This window comes from Paenibacillus sp. GM2, from assembly GCF_900069005.2.
GTDB lineage: Bacteria > Bacillota > Bacilli > Paenibacillales > Paenibacillaceae > Fontibacillus.
Window position 1 is genome coordinate 37,246 of sequence record NZ_LN831277.1, and the last position, 17,213, is coordinate 54,458.

Annotated in this window: 16 protein-coding genes; all 16 read right to left on the minus strand. The window is 49.5% G+C overall.

Annotation, left to right across the window (positions count from 1 at the left end; translation table 11 throughout):
- The coding region (locus tag BN1360_RS03740; protein WP_068778561.1) for a putative polysaccharide biosynthesis protein at positions 1–1,397 on the minus strand (1,397 nt) is incomplete at its 3' end.
- Positions 1,398–1,612: 215 nt separating this feature from the next.
- Complete coding sequence (spoVT, locus tag BN1360_RS03745; protein ID WP_068778562.1) at positions 1,613–2,155, minus strand: stage V sporulation protein T; 543 nt, start codon at positions 2,153–2,155, stop codon at positions 1,613–1,615.
- 284 nt (positions 2,156–2,439) lie between these two features.
- A complete protein-coding gene (locus BN1360_RS03750; protein ID WP_068778563.1) occupies positions 2,440–3,558 on the minus strand; it encodes a peptidylprolyl isomerase in 1,119 nt (372 codons plus the stop codon).
- The gene (mfd, locus tag BN1360_RS03755; protein WP_068778564.1) at positions 3,545–7,069 is read right to left on the minus strand and encodes a transcription-repair coupling factor; all 3,525 of its coding nucleotides are present in this window, start codon (positions 7,067–7,069) and stop codon (positions 3,545–3,547) included. Before mfd ends, BN1360_RS03750 begins: the two co-directional genes overlap by 14 nt.
- 193 nt (positions 7,070–7,262) lie before the next feature.
- Positions 7,263–7,493: an anti-sigma-F factor Fin gene (locus BN1360_RS03760; RefSeq protein ID WP_068778565.1), complete on the minus strand. Its 231-nt coding sequence runs from the start codon at positions 7,491–7,493 to the stop codon at positions 7,263–7,265.
- 102 nt (positions 7,494–7,595) lie between these two features.
- Positions 7,596–8,156 (minus strand): aminoacyl-tRNA hydrolase, encoded by a 561-nt coding sequence (pth, locus tag BN1360_RS03765; protein WP_068778566.1) that lies wholly within the window; start codon positions 8,154–8,156, stop codon positions 7,596–7,598.
- A 592-nt stretch (positions 8,157–8,748) separates the two neighbouring features.
- On the minus strand, positions 8,749–9,702 hold the full coding sequence (locus tag BN1360_RS03770) for a ribose-phosphate diphosphokinase (RefSeq protein ID WP_068778567.1): 954 nt from the start codon (positions 9,700–9,702) through the stop codon (positions 8,749–8,751).
- A 138-nt stretch (positions 9,703–9,840) separates the two neighbouring features.
- Entirely contained in the window at positions 9,841–11,250 is a 1,410-nt protein-coding gene (gene glmU / locus BN1360_RS03775) for a bifunctional UDP-N-acetylglucosamine diphosphorylase/glucosamine-1-phosphate N-acetyltransferase GlmU (protein WP_068778568.1), read from the minus strand.
- Positions 11,251–11,374: 124 nt separating this feature from the next.
- Positions 11,375–11,659 carry a septation regulator SpoVG gene (spoVG, locus tag BN1360_RS03780; RefSeq protein WP_068778569.1) on the minus strand — a complete coding sequence of 95 codons (285 nt, stop codon included), beginning with the start codon at positions 11,657–11,659 and terminating at the stop codon, positions 11,375–11,377.
- A 185-nt stretch (positions 11,660–11,844) separates the two neighbouring features.
- Positions 11,845–12,672 (minus strand): pur operon repressor, encoded by an 828-nt coding sequence (gene purR / locus BN1360_RS03785; RefSeq protein WP_068778570.1) that lies wholly within the window; start codon positions 12,670–12,672, stop codon positions 11,845–11,847.
- A gap of 75 nt (positions 12,673–12,747) precedes the next feature.
- Complete coding sequence (ispE, locus tag BN1360_RS03790) at positions 12,748–13,602, minus strand: 4-(cytidine 5'-diphospho)-2-C-methyl-D-erythritol kinase (protein WP_068778571.1); 855 nt, start codon at positions 13,600–13,602, stop codon at positions 12,748–12,750.
- 220 nt (positions 13,603–13,822) lie between these two features.
- On the minus strand, positions 13,823–14,005 hold the full coding sequence (locus tag BN1360_RS03795) for a small, acid-soluble spore protein, alpha/beta type (RefSeq protein WP_068778572.1): 183 nt from the start codon (positions 14,003–14,005) through the stop codon (positions 13,823–13,825).
- A gap of 198 nt (positions 14,006–14,203) precedes the next feature.
- A complete protein-coding gene (veg, locus tag BN1360_RS03800; RefSeq protein WP_068778573.1) occupies positions 14,204–14,479 on the minus strand; it encodes a biofilm formation stimulator Veg in 276 nt (91 codons plus the stop codon).
- Positions 14,480–14,613: 134 nt separating this feature from the next.
- Positions 14,614–15,510: a sporulation peptidase YabG gene (gene yabG, locus BN1360_RS03805; RefSeq protein ID WP_068778574.1), complete on the minus strand. Its 897-nt coding sequence runs from the start codon at positions 15,508–15,510 to the stop codon at positions 14,614–14,616.
- A gap of 52 nt (positions 15,511–15,562) precedes the next feature.
- Positions 15,563–16,453, minus strand: a complete 891-nt coding sequence (rsmA, locus tag BN1360_RS03810) for a 16S rRNA (adenine(1518)-N(6)/adenine(1519)-N(6))-dimethyltransferase RsmA (protein ID WP_068778575.1) — start codon at positions 16,451–16,453, stop codon at positions 15,563–15,565.
- Positions 16,453–17,004, minus strand: coding sequence for a ribonuclease M5 (gene rnmV / locus BN1360_RS03815; protein ID WP_068778576.1), 552 nt, complete (start codon positions 17,002–17,004; stop codon positions 16,453–16,455). Before rnmV ends, rsmA begins: the two co-directional genes overlap by 1 nt.
- Positions 17,005–17,213 lie beyond the last annotated feature (209 nt).

Sequence of the window (17,213 nt, forward strand, 5' to 3'; positions counted from 1 at the left end):
CGTCGGAGCAGCAGCGCGAGGTTGAGCGCCGCAGCGACAGCGTAGGCGACGATACCGGCGATGGCAGCGCCGGTAATGCCCAGCTGCGGCACAAGAGCCGCGTTCAGCGCCGTCTTGAGCGCGGCGGCCAGCAGCAGGTTAAACGCGGGAGCACGAACGAAGCCAAGCCCCTGCAGCAAGGCTGCTGTTACCGTAACCAACGCGCTTGGCGCTGCCGTCCAGGCGATCCAGGCCATTGTGCCGCTGCCTGTCCCATCCTGATAGAGCATCACATTGATCGGCTCGGCGAGAAGAGCAAGCCCTGCTGAGGATGAGAGCCCGATTAGCCAGAACCAGCGCAGCGCCAGCGTTAGCTGCCGCCGGATGCCTGCAGCGTCCCCGCGGACGTTCATCTCCGCCAATACAGGGATGAACAACACCGATAATGAAGAGGCTAGCATCGTCACCAATTGAACAAGAGGAATCCCGCGATTGTACACGCCAACAGCCGACATAATAGCCAGCTCATCCCCATGAGCAGACAGCAGGCGCGGCAATGTGAAGGTGTCCACCAGGCTGATTAACGGTACCGCCAAGGATGCAAGACAGATTGGAATCGCATAGCGGAGCAGGGACGAGAGCAAGGCGCTCCCCCGTTCCCCCGAATCCGGGGTAACAGGTGCCACTCCCTTGCCAGCATGCCCCTTAATACGATTAGTCCCCGCTTTGGCCAGGTCTATGTGCCCGATTTCTGCTCCAAGCTTCCTCTGGTAGCTAATCCAATACATCAGCATCACTATCAGGCCAGCTGCCCCGCCGAATGCCGAGCCAGATAGAGCCCCGCCAGCAATAACCGACTCCTTCGCCCCGGCACTGCTTAAATACAACAGGAATACAATCATAACCGCAACTCTCACAGCTTGTTCCGTCACTTGGGATACCGCGGTTGGAATCATATTTTGCAACCCCTGAAAATAACCGCGAAGCGAGGCGCTCAGCGGTATGAAGAGCAATGCCGGAGCAGCGCTGCGCAGTGCCGGGACCAACTGGCTGCTGCCAATAAGCTGTGCCAACTGCGGAGCGCCAAAGTACATTAATGCGCTGCTGGCTAATCCCAGGACGATCATCAGAATTGTAGCGAGCCGCAGTACCTCCTGTTTGCCGCGTTCGTCTCCTTCCGCATGGCGCTCAGCCACAAATTTCGAGACCGCTGTTGGAAATCCAGCTGTCGCCAGCGTTAACAGAATCGTATAGAACGGATAGACGGTATTATAAATGCCGAATACTCCGTCTCCTCCGATATTTTGCAGTGGAATTTTCTGCAGGGTCCCCAGCAGCTTCGTCATAATCGCCGCCAGGCTAAGTACCGCCGCTCCCTTTAACAGTTGGGACGAGACGTTGTTATTGCCTGATTTCATAATGAACCTACTTTACGTAAAATAATAAACTTTCGCTATTCAGAATATGTCCATTATAAAACGAAACCGACTGCCGCGACCACTTTTGCTATTCACTCCCCAGGTGTTTACCAGATGGGCATATTCAAAAGCAGCCACTAAGACATAAAAAATACACTCCGAGATATGGCGGCTGCAAGCCGTCTTATACATTGGAGTGTACGTGTAAAAATGCTTTATTGTTCCATCTGTTTGCCGAGGAATCCAGCTGCAGTCTCTGCCATCTTCGTCTCTAATTCAGACATGTTCACCGATTCATCCTTGTTCATCAAAATCACAGTACCGATGGGATCGCCGCTTGAGATAATTGGCGCAATCACGTAGGAAGAGATCTGCTCCGGATGATCCTTATTGATCTCATAAGTTCCTGATGTTGTTTCTAGAATCGTCTTGCGCCCCTCCATACTGCTCTCCAGTAAGGAACTGATCTGCTTGTCCAGGTACTCCTTCTTGGAAGCGCCTGCTACAGCGATCATCGTATCCCGGTCCGAGATAAGCGTAATATGCCCAGTGCTCTCATAGAGCGACTCCGCATACTCCTTGGCAAAATCCCCCAATTCACCAATTGGTGAATATTTCTTCAAGATCACTTCACCATCGCGGTCCACAAAAATTTCAAGTGGATCCCCTTCGCGAATCCGTAAAGTGCGGCGAATCTCCTTAGGGATAACCACCCGTCCTAAATCATCAATGCGACGTACAATTCCAGTAGCTTTCATATCACATGTTGCCCCGCTTTCTTAAGAAGTTTTGAACTACTACTGTTTGGATATCTGTTTAATCTTCGGATGTATTTGTACAGAATTAGAGGGATTGTCGGCTCCTTGTGATTCTGACCATAGTATTCATCCCTTCCCAAATCCTTATGCATCGTATTTTACCTAATCGACAAGTACTTGCTAATGGCAACAAGAGACAAGAAAGCAGCGTAAAATAAATTCACGCCGCTAAGTAATGTCTCCCTAAGGAAACAGATCATCCCTTGATCCAAGATGGATCAAGATTATTTGCTGCTATTCCCGTTATCAGCACCGGAGGTATTGCTACCATCCGATTTCTCCGAGTTGCTGGAATTACCGGAATTACCAGATTTATCAGCATCCCCATTGGTTCCGGTATTGCCTGAACCTGAGTTAGCACCCTTATCTGTGTTTTCCGCTTTCTTCTCTACCTTAGGTAAAGTAATTTTCTTGATAATTTTCTTCTCCAGATCACCGGACATAAACTCGTCCAATTTTTGCGAGCCAACAGACATCTTCAGCGTATCCTTTTCAGTATCCGTCAAATCTGCGAATGTCTTCTCAGTTCTGGCCTCTACACGGATAATATGGTATCCGTAATCGGTCTCCACTGGATCGCTGATTTTGTTCAGAGGAAGTGTCATTGCCGCTTCTTTAAACTGCGGTACCCATTGGTTCACTGGTGCGTCTGCATACAAACCGCCGTTATCAATATTCTGCTGTCCATCATTTGAATATTGCTTAACCAACGCAGCAAAATCCTCACCCTTATCCAACTTAGCCTTAACTTCTTTGGCTAATTTCAGAGCATCCTCCTTACTGCGTTCCTTACCTTCCGAATCTTTAAATCCAATCAGAATGTGACGAACGGAAGCGGTAACGTAATCTTCCTTCGTTGCTTCGAATTCCTTCTTCATATCATCTTCGGTAATGCCTGTTAACTGAGTCTCCATTACCGTATAAATACGGGTCATGTAGTTCTGAAATTCTTTTTCTGTAATTTTCTGTGCATCCAGCATTTGCTTCACATTGTCAGCGCCATTAGCGTCCTTCATGGCCTTGTATTGAGCTTCAGCCTTCTTCTTGCCTTCGTCCTTCATCTTGTCGTCGGCTTTGCTCTCCCAATATTTATAGGCGATCGCCTGTTTGACCAAGTATTCCCGGAAGTCATCCATTTCCGTAAACTGTGCCATTTGCGGCTGCAAGGCAAGAACCATGCGCTGTTCAAGATCGAATTCCTTTTGTGTAATCTCTCCACCGTCGTACGTAGCTACGACATTGTTGTCCGTTTTTTTGCCGCATCCAGCCATTACGGATACAGCCAGCACGACCACGAGGGTAGTCAGCAGCGTCTTCCAAGAACGCCCTTTACTTCGAAACATCTTGTAGTTCCCCTTTCGTCTTGAACGAGTCCTTTAGGGCTCCCAGGAATTGCTCCAATAGGCCCATCAATTCTTGGTCGTCCATTCCTTTGGTTTTGATCCGGATTACCATACCAGACCCTTGGTTAAATTGTACACGTCTTCCGAACAGATTTCCAACCTCCGCGAGTTTCGCCGGAATCAGATCCTTCTCTCTGCCTGCATAGAACTTCATAGTCACCTCGTCACCGCGAAGCGCGATCGATTCAATGCCATACTTTTTGCCATACAGCTTAACCCTGGCAACGGACAGCAGATTCGTTACTGCCTCTGGCAAATCGCCGAAGCGATCAAGCAGCTCGTCCTCTAAATCGGCGACATCTTCGAATGAAGCCGCGGATGCGGTTTTTTTGTAAATCTCAATCTTCTGCATACTATCATAAATGTAATCCGGCGGTAAATAGGCGTCGATGCCAAGATCGATCGTCGTGCTCCAGGATGATTCCATCGGATCAGGCTCGCCAAGCATAGATACCTTCCGTTTCTGGATTTCCTCCGCCAACATTTGCGAATACAGGTCGAATCCAACCGAAGCGATGAAGCCGTGCTGCTCCGCTCCGAGCAGGTTGCCTGCGCCACGGATTGCCAAGTCCCGCATAGCAATTTTAAACCCTGAACCGAGTTCAGTAAACTCCTTAATCGATTGCAGACGTTTCTCCGCAACCTCCGTCAAGGATTTGTCCCGCTGATAAGTGAAATAAGCATAAGCGATCCGGTTGGAACGTCCGACTCGACCTCGCAGCTGATACAGCTGGGACAGGCCCATCTTATCAGCGTCGTGTACAATCAGGGTATTCACGTTCGGAATATCGACCCCGGTCTCAATAATACTCGTACTCACCAACACATCAAATTCCCCGTCCAGGAAGTCGAGGATCGTCTTCTCCAGCTCCTGCTCGGACATTTGCCCATGTCCCACAGCTACTCTAGCCTCTGGAACAAGCATGGAGATCTGTGCAGCCATCTCTTGAATCCCTTGAACTCGGTTATACAAGTAATAAATCTGCCCACCGCGTGCAATCTCCCGTTCCACCGCTTCGCGGACGAGAGAAGGGCTGTATTCTACGACATATGTCTGTACAGGGAACCGGTTCTCCGGCGGCGTCTCAATGACGGACAGGTCGCGAACGCCCAGCATCGACATATGCAGGGTGCGCGGAATAGGTGTCGCCGTTAGCGTCAGCACGTCCACATTGGTCTTCAGCTTTTTTAGCTTCTCTTTATGAGTTACACCAAAGCGCTGCTCTTCATCGACGATGAGCAGGCCCAAATCCTTGAAGATCAAGTCTTGGGACAGCAAACGATGCGTACCAATCACGATATCGACAGTCCCTTGCCGTACTCCCTTGATCGTCTCATTCTGCTCCTTCCGACTACGGAAGCGGCTCAGCGACTGGATGTTGATCGGATAACCCGCGAATCGCTCACGGAATGTCTCATAGTGCTGCTGCGCAAGGATAGTAGTAGGCACCAAGACAGCGACCTGCTTGCCTTCGATCGCTGATTTAAAGGCAGCGCGGATAGCCACCTCGGTCTTGCCATAACCGACGTCTCCGCAGAGCAATCGGTCCATGGGACGCGAGATTTCCATATCTTTCTTGATTTCCCCAATCGCGCGAAGCTGGTCCGGCGTCTCATCGTAGGGGAACATCGCTTCAAATTCCTGCTGCTCCGGCGAATCCTTCTCAAAGGCATATCCTGGTGAAGCCTGACGTTCCGCATACAGCTTAATCAGGTCATCAGCTATATCCTGTACAGAAGAGCGGACTTTATTTTTGACTCGGTTCCATTCATTGCCCCCAAGCTTATAAACCTTCGGTTCCTTGTCCTCTGAACCAACGTATTTCTGGATCAGATCGATCTGTTCGATCGGTACGGACAGCTTGTCACCGCCGGCATACAAAATATGAATGTAGTCCTTATGGATACCGCCAACCTCCAGCGTACCAATGCCTACATACTTCCCGATCCCATGATTCTGGTGAACGACATAATCGCCTACCTTCAGCTCAGTATAACTCTTGATTCGCTGGGCATTATCCATACTTTTTCCGAATTTACGGGCTTTGCGCTGCTTCTTGGAGAACATCTCCCCTTCTGTAATCACAACCAGGTGAACGGACGGGAATTCGAAGCCGGTTTGTAGGTTACCCTTCAACAGCATCGGTTCATCAATGCCATAGTCAAGCAGCACCCTGCGCATTCTGTCCATGCGTTCTTCGTTGCTGGCCAGCATCATGATGTTGGCCCCGCTCTTCTTCCAGCGCTCCATCTCTGACTTAAGCACATTCATTTGTCCGTGGAAGTCCTGCATCGAGCGGGCTACAAAATTGATGATGTTCTGCGGTTGTGTGTGCGGAACCTGCCTTAAGAATAGCGACAACAGCAGCGTCTGGAACGGACGATGATAGAGCACATGCTCCGCCTCCACCGCTAATGGCAGCTCAGGCAGACTCTTCCCATTCTGCAGCAGATGCAAGTTCCACTCCGCCTCATCGCGCTCCAGCTGCTTGGCTGTCTCTAACAGACGTGCGGGTTCTTCCAACACAAGCAGCGTATCCTTGGGCAAATAATTGTACAATGTGTGATGCTCCGGATAGAGCAAAGAGACATACTTATAGATCTCCGGAAAATATACATGCTCACGCAGCATTTCAATTTCCCGGGAAACTTCCTCTTTCAGCTTAATCTTTGCCTGACGGTCGGTCATCTTCTCAAGCTGACGCTCCAGTTGCTCTGTTGCCGCCTGAGCCGCCTTTGTCATTCGATCGCCGGAAGCAATTAACTCTTTGCTCGGCGTAATCGTTACCTGCTTAATCTTGTCAACAGAGCGTTGGTCAGCAGGATCAAAGGTACGAATTGAATCGACTTCATCATCGAACAATTCCACACGATAAGCCAATTCGGAGGTCAGTGGATAAAAATCCAAAATACCGCCCCGTACGCTCATCTCCCCACGGGATTCTACGCGCTCGCCCCGCTCATACCCAAGCTCCACCATCTGGGTCAAGAACGAATCCAGTTCAACGGTCCCTCCTACCTCAATCGACAGGCTGGCGCTTGTCATCACCTCTGATGTGGGGATGTAGCGGCGCACGCCAGAATAAGGCACCACCACAATGCCGCGAAACTGTTGCGAGCATTGCAGCAGCACCTCTATCCGCTGGGCCAGCGTCTCCGGGCTGGAAATGGCCGACTCTGCAGCTACCAATTCATTAGCCGGATACAGCATGACCTCTTCAGATGATAGCGCTTCCTGTAAATCTTCATATATCTTCTGGGCTGAGAACATGTTATGGGTAACCACTAGCATCGGGCGGTTAACCTTCTTGTGCAGCGATGCCAGCATAACCTGTCTGGCTGAGCCGGACAAACCGGAAATAAGCTGCTCTCTCATTCCCGATTCTATCCCGGCTACCATTGAAGCAAAGTCAGAATCTTGCGAAAAAGCCTGTATGAGTGCTTTTAACAAATGAGGCACCTCTCTTATTGCTTAATTGATACTATTCTTAATAAAATTCGCATGACGAAAAGTCACGATTTCGTGAACATTGAGCTACCCTGGCGATTCGGGGTCCGTATTCGAACCAAAAAGGAGCCTCAGCACGCTTGCCAAGGCTCTAATATCCGTCTTTTCAAAGTGAATCCTTCATCCTCGCTGCCGATCATTGCAGCGGATTCGAGAGCAAGGTCAGCTCCGGATTGTTCTCCAGTGCCTCCCTGCAATAATCGCAGGTCACCCGAACCGTAGTATCACCGTTCGAATCATACGCTATTATATCTCTCCGCTCATCGGGGGTCAAGGAATGGAAACCTAGCTGCGACTCGGATATATAGGGTGCCTCTATTCTACCAATAAACGTTCGGCAATGCCGACATATATAGTTTATTGCCATCTATATGCCTCCTGAAGAATCATTATGTCTTCAGTATGCCCTGAAACGCCGTAGCTTAGCCCTATGCATTACCTGTTTGGGCCAACTATATGAAGTCCGAAACTATGGATTAAACCTGGCCATCGTCTGCTCAAAAGTGTGATCCATGCTGTATTCCAGCGCATCACAAGCCGCATCAATCGACTGTTGAAGCAGCGGCTGATCCTTCTTGGCAAACTTGGACAAGACATAATCTACTACTGCATACCCCGGCTCCGGCCGGGAAATCCCCATGCGAATCCGGTTGAACGTCTGCGTCCCCGTATGCTGGATGATCGACTTAATCCCGTTGTGCCCGCCGGCACTCCCTTGATAGCGCAGGCGATTACGCCCCAGCTCCGTATCCAGATCGTCATACACAACGATCATGTCTTCCAGAGCCACTTTATAATAATCCATAAAAGCCCGAACCGCCTCACCGGATAAATTCATATATGTCATCGGCTTGATCAGCGCGACCTTGCCACCCGGCAAGAGCCCTTCACCAACCAAGGCCTTGCACTTGCTCTGCTTAATCTCAATATTGTGCCTGCGCGCCAACTCATCCAATGCCATAAACCCGATATTATGACGGGTCTTCTCATATTGACTCCCCGGATTCCCGAGGCCGACAATCCACTTCATCTTCGTTAATCCTCCATTTATCCTCTTCTCTGGTATCCCGGCGCATCCCGCAGGGATGTGGCTCCTCGTCCTTTCCCACCAATTTCGATGGATAACTGACTTCTCGCCCTTACCTAGCGTATCCCGGAGGGACAGCGGACTTTCTTCGCCCCACTGAGCCTCTTTCAGTTCACACAATAATCCCTGCTCTAACCTCAGCGCGTTCCGAAGGAACAGCGAACTCCTTCGTTGAAAAAGCAGCAGTCAAAGAGCACCATAGTCCACTCTACGCTCCCTCACAACCGCCAATAATAGAGCGTACCCCGCAGGGTGAAAAGCGGCCCAACCTCACCGTCACCCAGACAAGCCGGAAAGCAGCAGAAATCTCCCCGGCATGTTTTCAGGTAACCCAGGTGCTCCCAAAGTAAGACGTACCCGGAGGGGGAAAAGCGTTCCATACAACAAAAGCCCCTAGCGCCTCCCCCTGGAAGGGGGACAGTCGCAGGAGCACCTCTTTGCCTCCAACGTTATCCATATGCAGGAGTCCAGAGGGCTGCAAGCCCTTTGGAGCCCTCCCTTATGGTAAGGGAGGGTTTGGGAGGGTTGAGTCAAATCACTCTATTTCAAACAACTTACTAATCGACAATTCCTCATGTACACGAATAATAGCTTCGCCCATGAGAGGGGCTACAGACAGAACCTTCAACTTGCTAGTCGGGTTAGGATGCGTAATTGGAATCGTATCCGTAACGATTACTTCTTTGAGCGGAGAATTCTCAAGCCGCTCCATCGCAGGCCCGGACAGCACAGGGTGTGTGCAGCAGGCATAAACTTCCTCTACGCCGCCTTCCTTTAGCGCGTTGGCCCCAAGCACGATGGTGCCTGCGGTATCAATGATATCGTCGACGAGAATAGCGGTCTTGCCTTCAATATTCCCGATGATGTTCATAACTTCACTTACGTTAGGTTCCGGACGACGCTTGTCGATAATCGCCAGCGGGGCATTCAGGAAGTCGGCCAGCTTGCGGGCACGAACTACACCACCGTGGTCAGGAGATACGACAACCGGGTTCTGAATATTTTTTGAACGGAAATATTGAGCCAGAATTGGGACACCCAGCATATGATCCACTGGTATATCGAAGAAGCCTTGAATCTGCATGGCATGCAGGTCCATCGTAATGACGCGGTGGGCACCTGCTTTCTCAATCAGATTAGCTACCAGCTTGGCCGTAATTGGATCGCGCGAACGCGCCTTGCGGTCCTGGCGCGCATATCCGTAATACGGAATAACTACATTAATGCTCTTAGCTGAAGCACGTTTCAAAGCATCCACCATAACGAGCAGCTCCATCAGATTGTCATTAACAGGAGCACAAGTAGACTGCACAATATATACATGGCAGCCGCGTACGCTCTCCGACAATTTGACTTGAATTTCACCGTCACTGAAGCTAGTCGTCTCCGATTCCCCCATCGGGATTCCAATATAATCGGCAATTTGATGCGCTAATTTCGGATTGGAGTTACAAGTGAATATCTTCAGTTTAGAATCACAATAAGTCATAAAATTTAATACCCTCCGTGCTGTGTAGATAGATTAGAGATGTCTCAAACTATCCCCGTCATTAATATGATCACTGCATCCTGAAAAACCTGAAACTTCGATTCATACTACTTCTTCCATGGCCTAGGCATCTTGCTGCTATTCTCTTGATTCTTCTTGTTCTCTTTGCTTCTTCGCTTTGGCACGGGCGCGAATCTTCTCCGCGTAACCCGGCTTATTCTCCTGACGATTCCGCGCAATAGCCAGATCATTATCCGGCACGGTATTCGTGATCGTTGAGCCAGCTACGACATAGGCGCCCTTGCCGATCTTCACCGGTGCTATCAGATTGACATTGCTGCCGATAAAGGCATCATCTTCGATCTCAGTAATAGACTTATTATATCCATCATAGTTGACCGTAATCGCGCCACAGCCAAAGTTGACGTTCCTGCCTACCTTGGCATCGCCGATATAGCTAAGATGAGAGACTTTCGAGCCATCATCCATAGAGGCATTCTTGATCTCTACAAAATCGCCGACCTTCACATGACTACCCAACTTAGTTCCTGGACGCAAATAAGCAAACGGCCCTACGGTCGTATCCTTGCCAACTTCCGCCTGGCTCAGCACCGAATGTTTGACCTTTGCACCGTCAAGAATGTGACAGTTCTCGATATCGGAAGAAGGACCGATCACACAATCCTCTCCGATAACCGTCTGTCCATATATAGAACATCCCGGCAAAATAACGGTGTCCGCTCCGATCTCAACATCGGCTCCAATATACGTAGAACCTGAATCGACAATCGTAACACCGTTCAACATATGCTTACGGTTAATGCGAGCTCGCATAAGCGTCTCCGCTTCAGAGAGAGCGATACGATCATTAACACCGATAGACTCGGTATAATCGTCCGTTCTGTAACCTTCAACAACATCGCCTTCTTGAACCAGAATTCCTATGACATCAGTTAAATAATACTCCTGTTGAGCATTGTTATTTGTCACTTTCTCCAGAGCGGAAAATAACTTCGCATTATCAAAACAATAAGTGCCGGTATTGATTTCCTTTACCGCATCTTCTTCAGGAGAGCAATCCTTCTGCTCAACAATTCGCTTCACGGAGCCATTCTCACCACGGATAACCCGTCCATAACCTTGTGGACGATCCACCTCAGCAGTAAGAATTGTAGCCGCCGCCCCATTCTTCTCATGAAGCTGAAGCATCGCTTCGAGCGACTCCTCAGTGACTAACGGAGTGTCTCCACAAATAACGATCGTCGTTCCATTCTCTTGGCCAAGAAGCTGTTTGACTTGCTTGACGGCGTGACCGGTCCCTAGTTGCTTCTCTTGCAGTACATATTCCGCTGAGGTGCCAAGATAAGACTGTACAGCCTCCGCACCATGGCCAACAACGACAATACTGCGTTCACATTGGACCTTCTTCACCGTATCCAAGACATGACCGACCATCGGCTTACCGCAAACGGGGTGGAGCACTTTATAGAGCTTCGACTTCATGCGTTTCCCCTGTCCTGCAGCAAGAATAATCGCAAATCTTTTCAAGGCCCCGGCCTCCTTCAATTGAACTCATTACTGACTATATCTCATTTAGGGCAAAAAGAAAAGAGAGCCATGGGCATGGCTCTCTTTTCCTCGAACCCCAATTAGTTACGATAATACAAAAAACTTAAGCCCCTTCTTCAATAACTTCCTCTTGTTCAGCTGCGCGCTCGTATTCTGCGAGAACTGCGCTCTGAATCTTCTCGCGAGTACCCGAAGAGATCGGATGCGCGATGTCCCGGAATTCCCCGTCCGGTGTGCGCTTGCTAGGCATAGCTACGAACATCCCGTTGTTACCGTCAATTACACGAATGTCATGAACAACAAATTCGTTATCGATGGTAATGGATGCAATCGCCTTCATTCTGCCCTCAGAGCTGACGCGGCGGAGTCTTACATCCGTAATTTGCATATGTGTTCACCACCTTTTTCCATCAGAGACTTGGTGTAATATTCCACATAGCAAACGGAAATCCTTTTTTTTTCGTGAATAAAATAGGCCAAAATCAAGATTTTTTTTGGAATAATGTGCTATTCGACACAATTCGCCATAATTCCGGTAGTTTTTACGGGAAATCGACTAAATTCTGGCTTAAATCATTTATCAAAATAATTACCAGGGGTAACTGAAATTTCCTTTTCCTTGGCATCCACCGCACGTAGTGTAGCCAAGGACACATAGTCCTGGAGAAGGCGTTGTTCCGACTCAACCTCCCCGGATTCCACCAGGACCCCAACTCCTGCGACAACCGCATCGAACTCGGCGAGCAAATCAACCATCCCCTGAATCGTGCCTCCAGCCTTCATGAAGTCATCGACGATCAACACCCTCGATTTCTCCTTGAGCGCACGACGGGACAATGTCATCGTATGCAAGCTTTTATGTGAACCTGATACATAGTTAATGCTTACCGCCGACCCCTCCGTGACCTGATGGTCTCTACGCACAAGCACAACAGGCAGGTTTAATTCGGCACCGGTAGCATAAGCCAACGGAATTCCCTTGGTCTCAACAGTCATAATGCAATCAATGTCTACATGGGCGAAAGCGGTCGCAAACAGCTTCCCGGCCTCATTCATCAATGCCGGTTGTCCCAGCAGATCCGACATGTACAGATACCCCCCGGGAAGAATGCGGTCGGGCTGAGACAATTTCTCGCACAGCTCGTTAATAAATACAAGAGCCTGCTCCTTGCCTACCTTGGGAATATACTTGACCCCACCGGCAGCGCCTGCCAGCGTCTGCAGTTCACCAATTCCCTCATCTTCGAACACTTCTTTGATAATTGCCAAATCCTCACTGATGGAAGACTTGGCTGCGCCATAACGCTGCGCGAACGTTGTCAAAGGTATCAGATGATGGGGACGGGATAACAGATATTGGGTCATTTCAACTAATCGAGCGCTTCTTTTCAATTTTTTCACGAAGACCCCTCGCTAAATCCGAATATTTTAATGAAAATATAACATTTTCGTACGGTTTTGTACAATCTTTACTTATTAAGTCAATAGGCGGACGGCATACACCTCTTTGCAGAAGCCCCTTAGCCCGTTGTAAATCCGCGGTACCTTCGACTCCTTGGACACAAGTCCGAAGACCGTCGGGCCGCTGCCTGACATCAACACACCATCCGCTCCGAGCCGGAGCATCGTCTCTTTGAGATGAGCCACCTCCGGATGCATTTGCAGCGTCACTTCCTCAAGCACATTACCAAGCTCTTGACACATTCCATGGAAGGAGCCGCTATCAAGCGCCTGGATCATTCGGCCGGCCGAAGGATGCTTCGTAATCCGATCGCTGCGGAATCGGCCATAGACCTCCTCAGTCGATACATTGATCGGCAGCTTGGCCAGAATGACCCAGCATTGCGGTGGATTTGCCACCGGAGTTAGTTTCTCCCCCCGGCCTGTAGCCAGCGCTGTTCCTCCTGTGACACAAAATGGCACATCCGAGCCAAGCTCTGCACCAAGCTCCATCAGCTCCGTATCCGAGATACCAAGCTTCCACAGGCGGTTCAGGCCGCGCAGTGTTGCCGCCGCGTCGCTGCTGCCACCGGCCAAACCCGCTGCCACAGGGATCTTCTTGTCCAAATGGATGTAGACCCCGCTTGGAACCTTGTAGCGCTCCTTAATCAGCTTAGCGGCCTTAAAAGCCAGATTCTTCTCATCTAACGGAATATAACCCGCCTGACTCGATATAATAATCGTGTCGCGGGGAAGCTCGCTCATCTCCAGACGATCCGCCAAATCGACCATCGTCATGATCATTTCGACCTCATGGTATCCATCAGGCCGTTTATATAGCACATCAAGCATCAAATTTATTTTTGCCGGTGCTTTCTCATAAATTTTCAAGGCGTTCACCTATCCTCAAATATCCATACACTAAGATCTCGTAGCTGTTATTCTGAATTTGTATTAATCCATAATGTAATGGGTTCAGTATACCTATTTTATAAAATAAAGGTTCATTCCGTCTATGTAAACGAAAAGACAAACCTGCCTTCTCTATATTACTTTATCCTGATACAAAAACAAGGCTCCCCCCTCGGGAGAAGCCTAATTATTTGCATTCTTATTGTGAATTCTTTGCGGCAGCCCGTTCTGCCATTTCTATCGCCCTTTTGACCATATTTCCCGCATCCTTGGCTCGAATGCCTCCCCAGCCTTGCTGCTGCACCGTATTGTAGAATCCAAGCTCCTTGGCGAGCTCTACCTTCAGCTCCTCCGACATCACACTGCGCCGTCTGCGTGCCATAGCCACTTCCCCCTTTAATCCTAAGATAAAGTGCGAGTTCAATAAGGAACATCCGTAGTATGCTACATTAGGCCAAACTTCATACGATGATTAGGGCGAAGTGACGTCCCGGGCATATGTACATTTTGGACATAAAGTTGTCATGAAAAAAGCGACCTTCGCAAAATGCAAAGATCGCCTGCTGTTATATCATGATGTTCACGGTTTAATATACGAAAGCCCCATTCCGTTGTCATCGTTATACACCATAACTTCAACGGATTCGGTCAGTATATCGGCATAACTATAGGACACACGTTTGAAGCTTTGTTGATCCTGATCCAGCTTCACGATAAAGACTGAAGGATAAGTCTCCTCTAACACTCCAGTACGTTCGACAGTCTTTCGGCGACCACCGTTTGCCCGCAGCATGATTTTCTGACCAACGTGAGCTTCCAGACTATTTTTAATTTCTGATAGTGCATTTTTAGCCATGGCCTGTGACCACCTTCCTTCTTTGTCCATTATACATGAAGGGGGTCGCAATTGTCAAATTAAATAAATAATTATATCAGTATGAAAAAAATCTTGTCAACGATTTTTTTTCGACACTTTCTGAAAAGTTCGATTTACATCGTTGGAACAATGTTTAATTTGGATAAATCCTTGAGCGTAGGCAGTCCGATCCGGTAGCTGCCCCGCGTCTCGATTCCCCCAACTCCCTGCGTGCCGCTAATCGTCTGATTGAGCACATCGGTAATATGAATCGTATCCCGAATTGATGTCAATGACGCCTTAGCCGCAATATAGACGGGGTCCAGGGCATGAATCAACACGCGGGCAGGGGAACTGGCAAAATTGGCCCCTGCCTGCAGCAAGGCCTCAAAATGCGACTGACAAGCTCCCGCCACGATCGTCAGTGTATCGAAGTTACGTTCATATTCACGCGCTATACGCACAGCCTCTACAAAATGCTTGGAGTTTTTGTAACTGGTCAAGTTGTACAGGTCTCTTGATGGAGGGTTTTTTAATACCCCATCATGCCCTGTCAGCACGACAATGTCCGGGTTGACCGTTGGTAGCAGCCGATATAGCACGCTAGGCATCGCAGACTCATTTACATAATAGCCGTTCACAGGCACTCTAAGCTTCTCGTAGAGATCAAGGCTCTTCTGTAAGTATCTCTCATCCCCATCCAAATGCAACACCTTGCCGGGCACCTCAAAATAAGCCTGCTCCTGAGCTGCAGGAGACCACTGCTGGACCGCAACCTGATTGCGCTCCGCCAGCTGCTGGCGGTCCTGACGCAGCCGTTGCAGCGATTCGGTCGCCTTGATTCGCGCACGCTCTGTCTTCTCTCCAGGTGAACCTGGGTCCACCTTTAGCAAATCCGTCAGCGGCGCATCGGCCAGCAGACGGAATTCTGTTCCCTTTATGATGGCCACGCTCCGCTCGATTCTCTCCACTCGGAAGGTAACATCCCCTCCGTAGGATTTGCGGACGACCAAGTCTCCCAATTTCGTCACAATCCATCACCTCTATCCCCATCGTATGGGCGGATAAAGGGATTGGTTACAGCTAAGCTTCGTTCAACCCAAATTGCACGAGCATATTGCTCAGCTTGGCGAACTCATGCAAATCCAGCGTCTCCGCCCGTCTTGACGGAGCAATGTCGGCCTCTCCCAGCAGAGCTTCCAGACGCTCCCTGCCCTCCTTCGGGAAGAAACGGCTCTTAAGATTGTTTGAGATCGTCTTGCGTCTTTGTGCAAAGGAAGCTTGTACCACCTCAAAGAAGAACGCTTCATCCTCCACTTGAACCGGAGGCTGCTTGCGCACCTTAAGACGAATTACTGCGGACTCCACATTCGGCTGCGGGATAAACACGCTGTGAGGCACTGTACAGACCAGCTCAGGCTCACTGTAATATTGCACAGCAATACTTAAGCTGCCATATTCCTTCCCTCCAGGAGAAGCTGCCATTCGCTCAGCTACCTCCTTCTGAATCATGACCACGATATTCTCCAGAGGCAGCTTCTCTTCCAGCAGCTTCATCAGGATAGGTGTGGTGACATAATAAGGCAAGTTAGCCACTACGCTAACGCCATTCACAGCGCTGAATTGCCGAGCGAACAACTCCTTCAGATCCAGCTTCAGCACGTCGCCATGAACCACCTGCACATGCGGGAACGGCTCAAGCACTTCTTCAAGGATCGGCAACAACCGCTGGTCGATTTCCACGGCGGTCACTTTGCCGGCCTCCTCAGCGAGCCTCTCAGTAAGCGCTCCAATGCCCGGGCCGATCTCCAGCGCTCCCTTCGTCTTATCCAGCCCTGCTGCGGATACTATTTTGCCAAGAATATTTTGGTCGATCAGAAAATTCTGACCCAGACTCTTCTTAAACGAGAAACCGTGACGCTGGATAATCTCCTTCGTTCGGCGTGGAGTTGCTATATCTTCTCTTATCGTCATTAATGAATTACCCCTTCATCCTCCAATTGTGCCAGTGCAGCCGCGAACTCCTCTCGGCTGATCTTAAAGGCCACCAGCCGCTTATATAGCTGTTTGCCGTTGCAATACCCGATTCCGAGCAGCTCGCCAAGCTTACGTCTTCTTGCAGCCGCTTGAGAGTGAATAATGAGACCTGCATCGATTAAGTCTTCCCAATCAATCAGAGGCTCCATTCCCGCCGTCTCGCTGCGTACTCGGCTCAGCGCCTCCCGAATCGCCTCTGGCGACGCATTCTCGACCCCGATATCTCCCCGCTTGGTCGCATCGGCCTCCCGCAAGAAGGCATGCTTGCAGCCTGGCACGCGCTGCGCAACGATCTTGCGAATCCTCTCTCCGGCATGATCCGGATCTGTAAATATAATAACCCCGCGCCGCTCCTGGGCGAGTGCTATTTTACGCAATGTTCTCTCATTGATGGCTGAACCGCCTGTCTCAATCGTATCGGCCTCTACGGCTCGCTTAATCGCCACAGTATCGTCCCGGCCTTCCACCACAATGATCTCTTTGATCATATACGGCCTTCCCTTCCATGTAGAGATTGTTCAAAAAACCTGCTCCTGATCACAAGATCGCACTGAAAACCGGCCTTTTTGAACACTCATATATATCCCTAAAAATTATACGCTTTAATAAACAAAACAAAAAGAAGAGGATAGATTCCCCTTCTTATCCACTGTCTTATTCATCATCCTAATAGAGGTTGCTCAAAAAGTCCACTTTT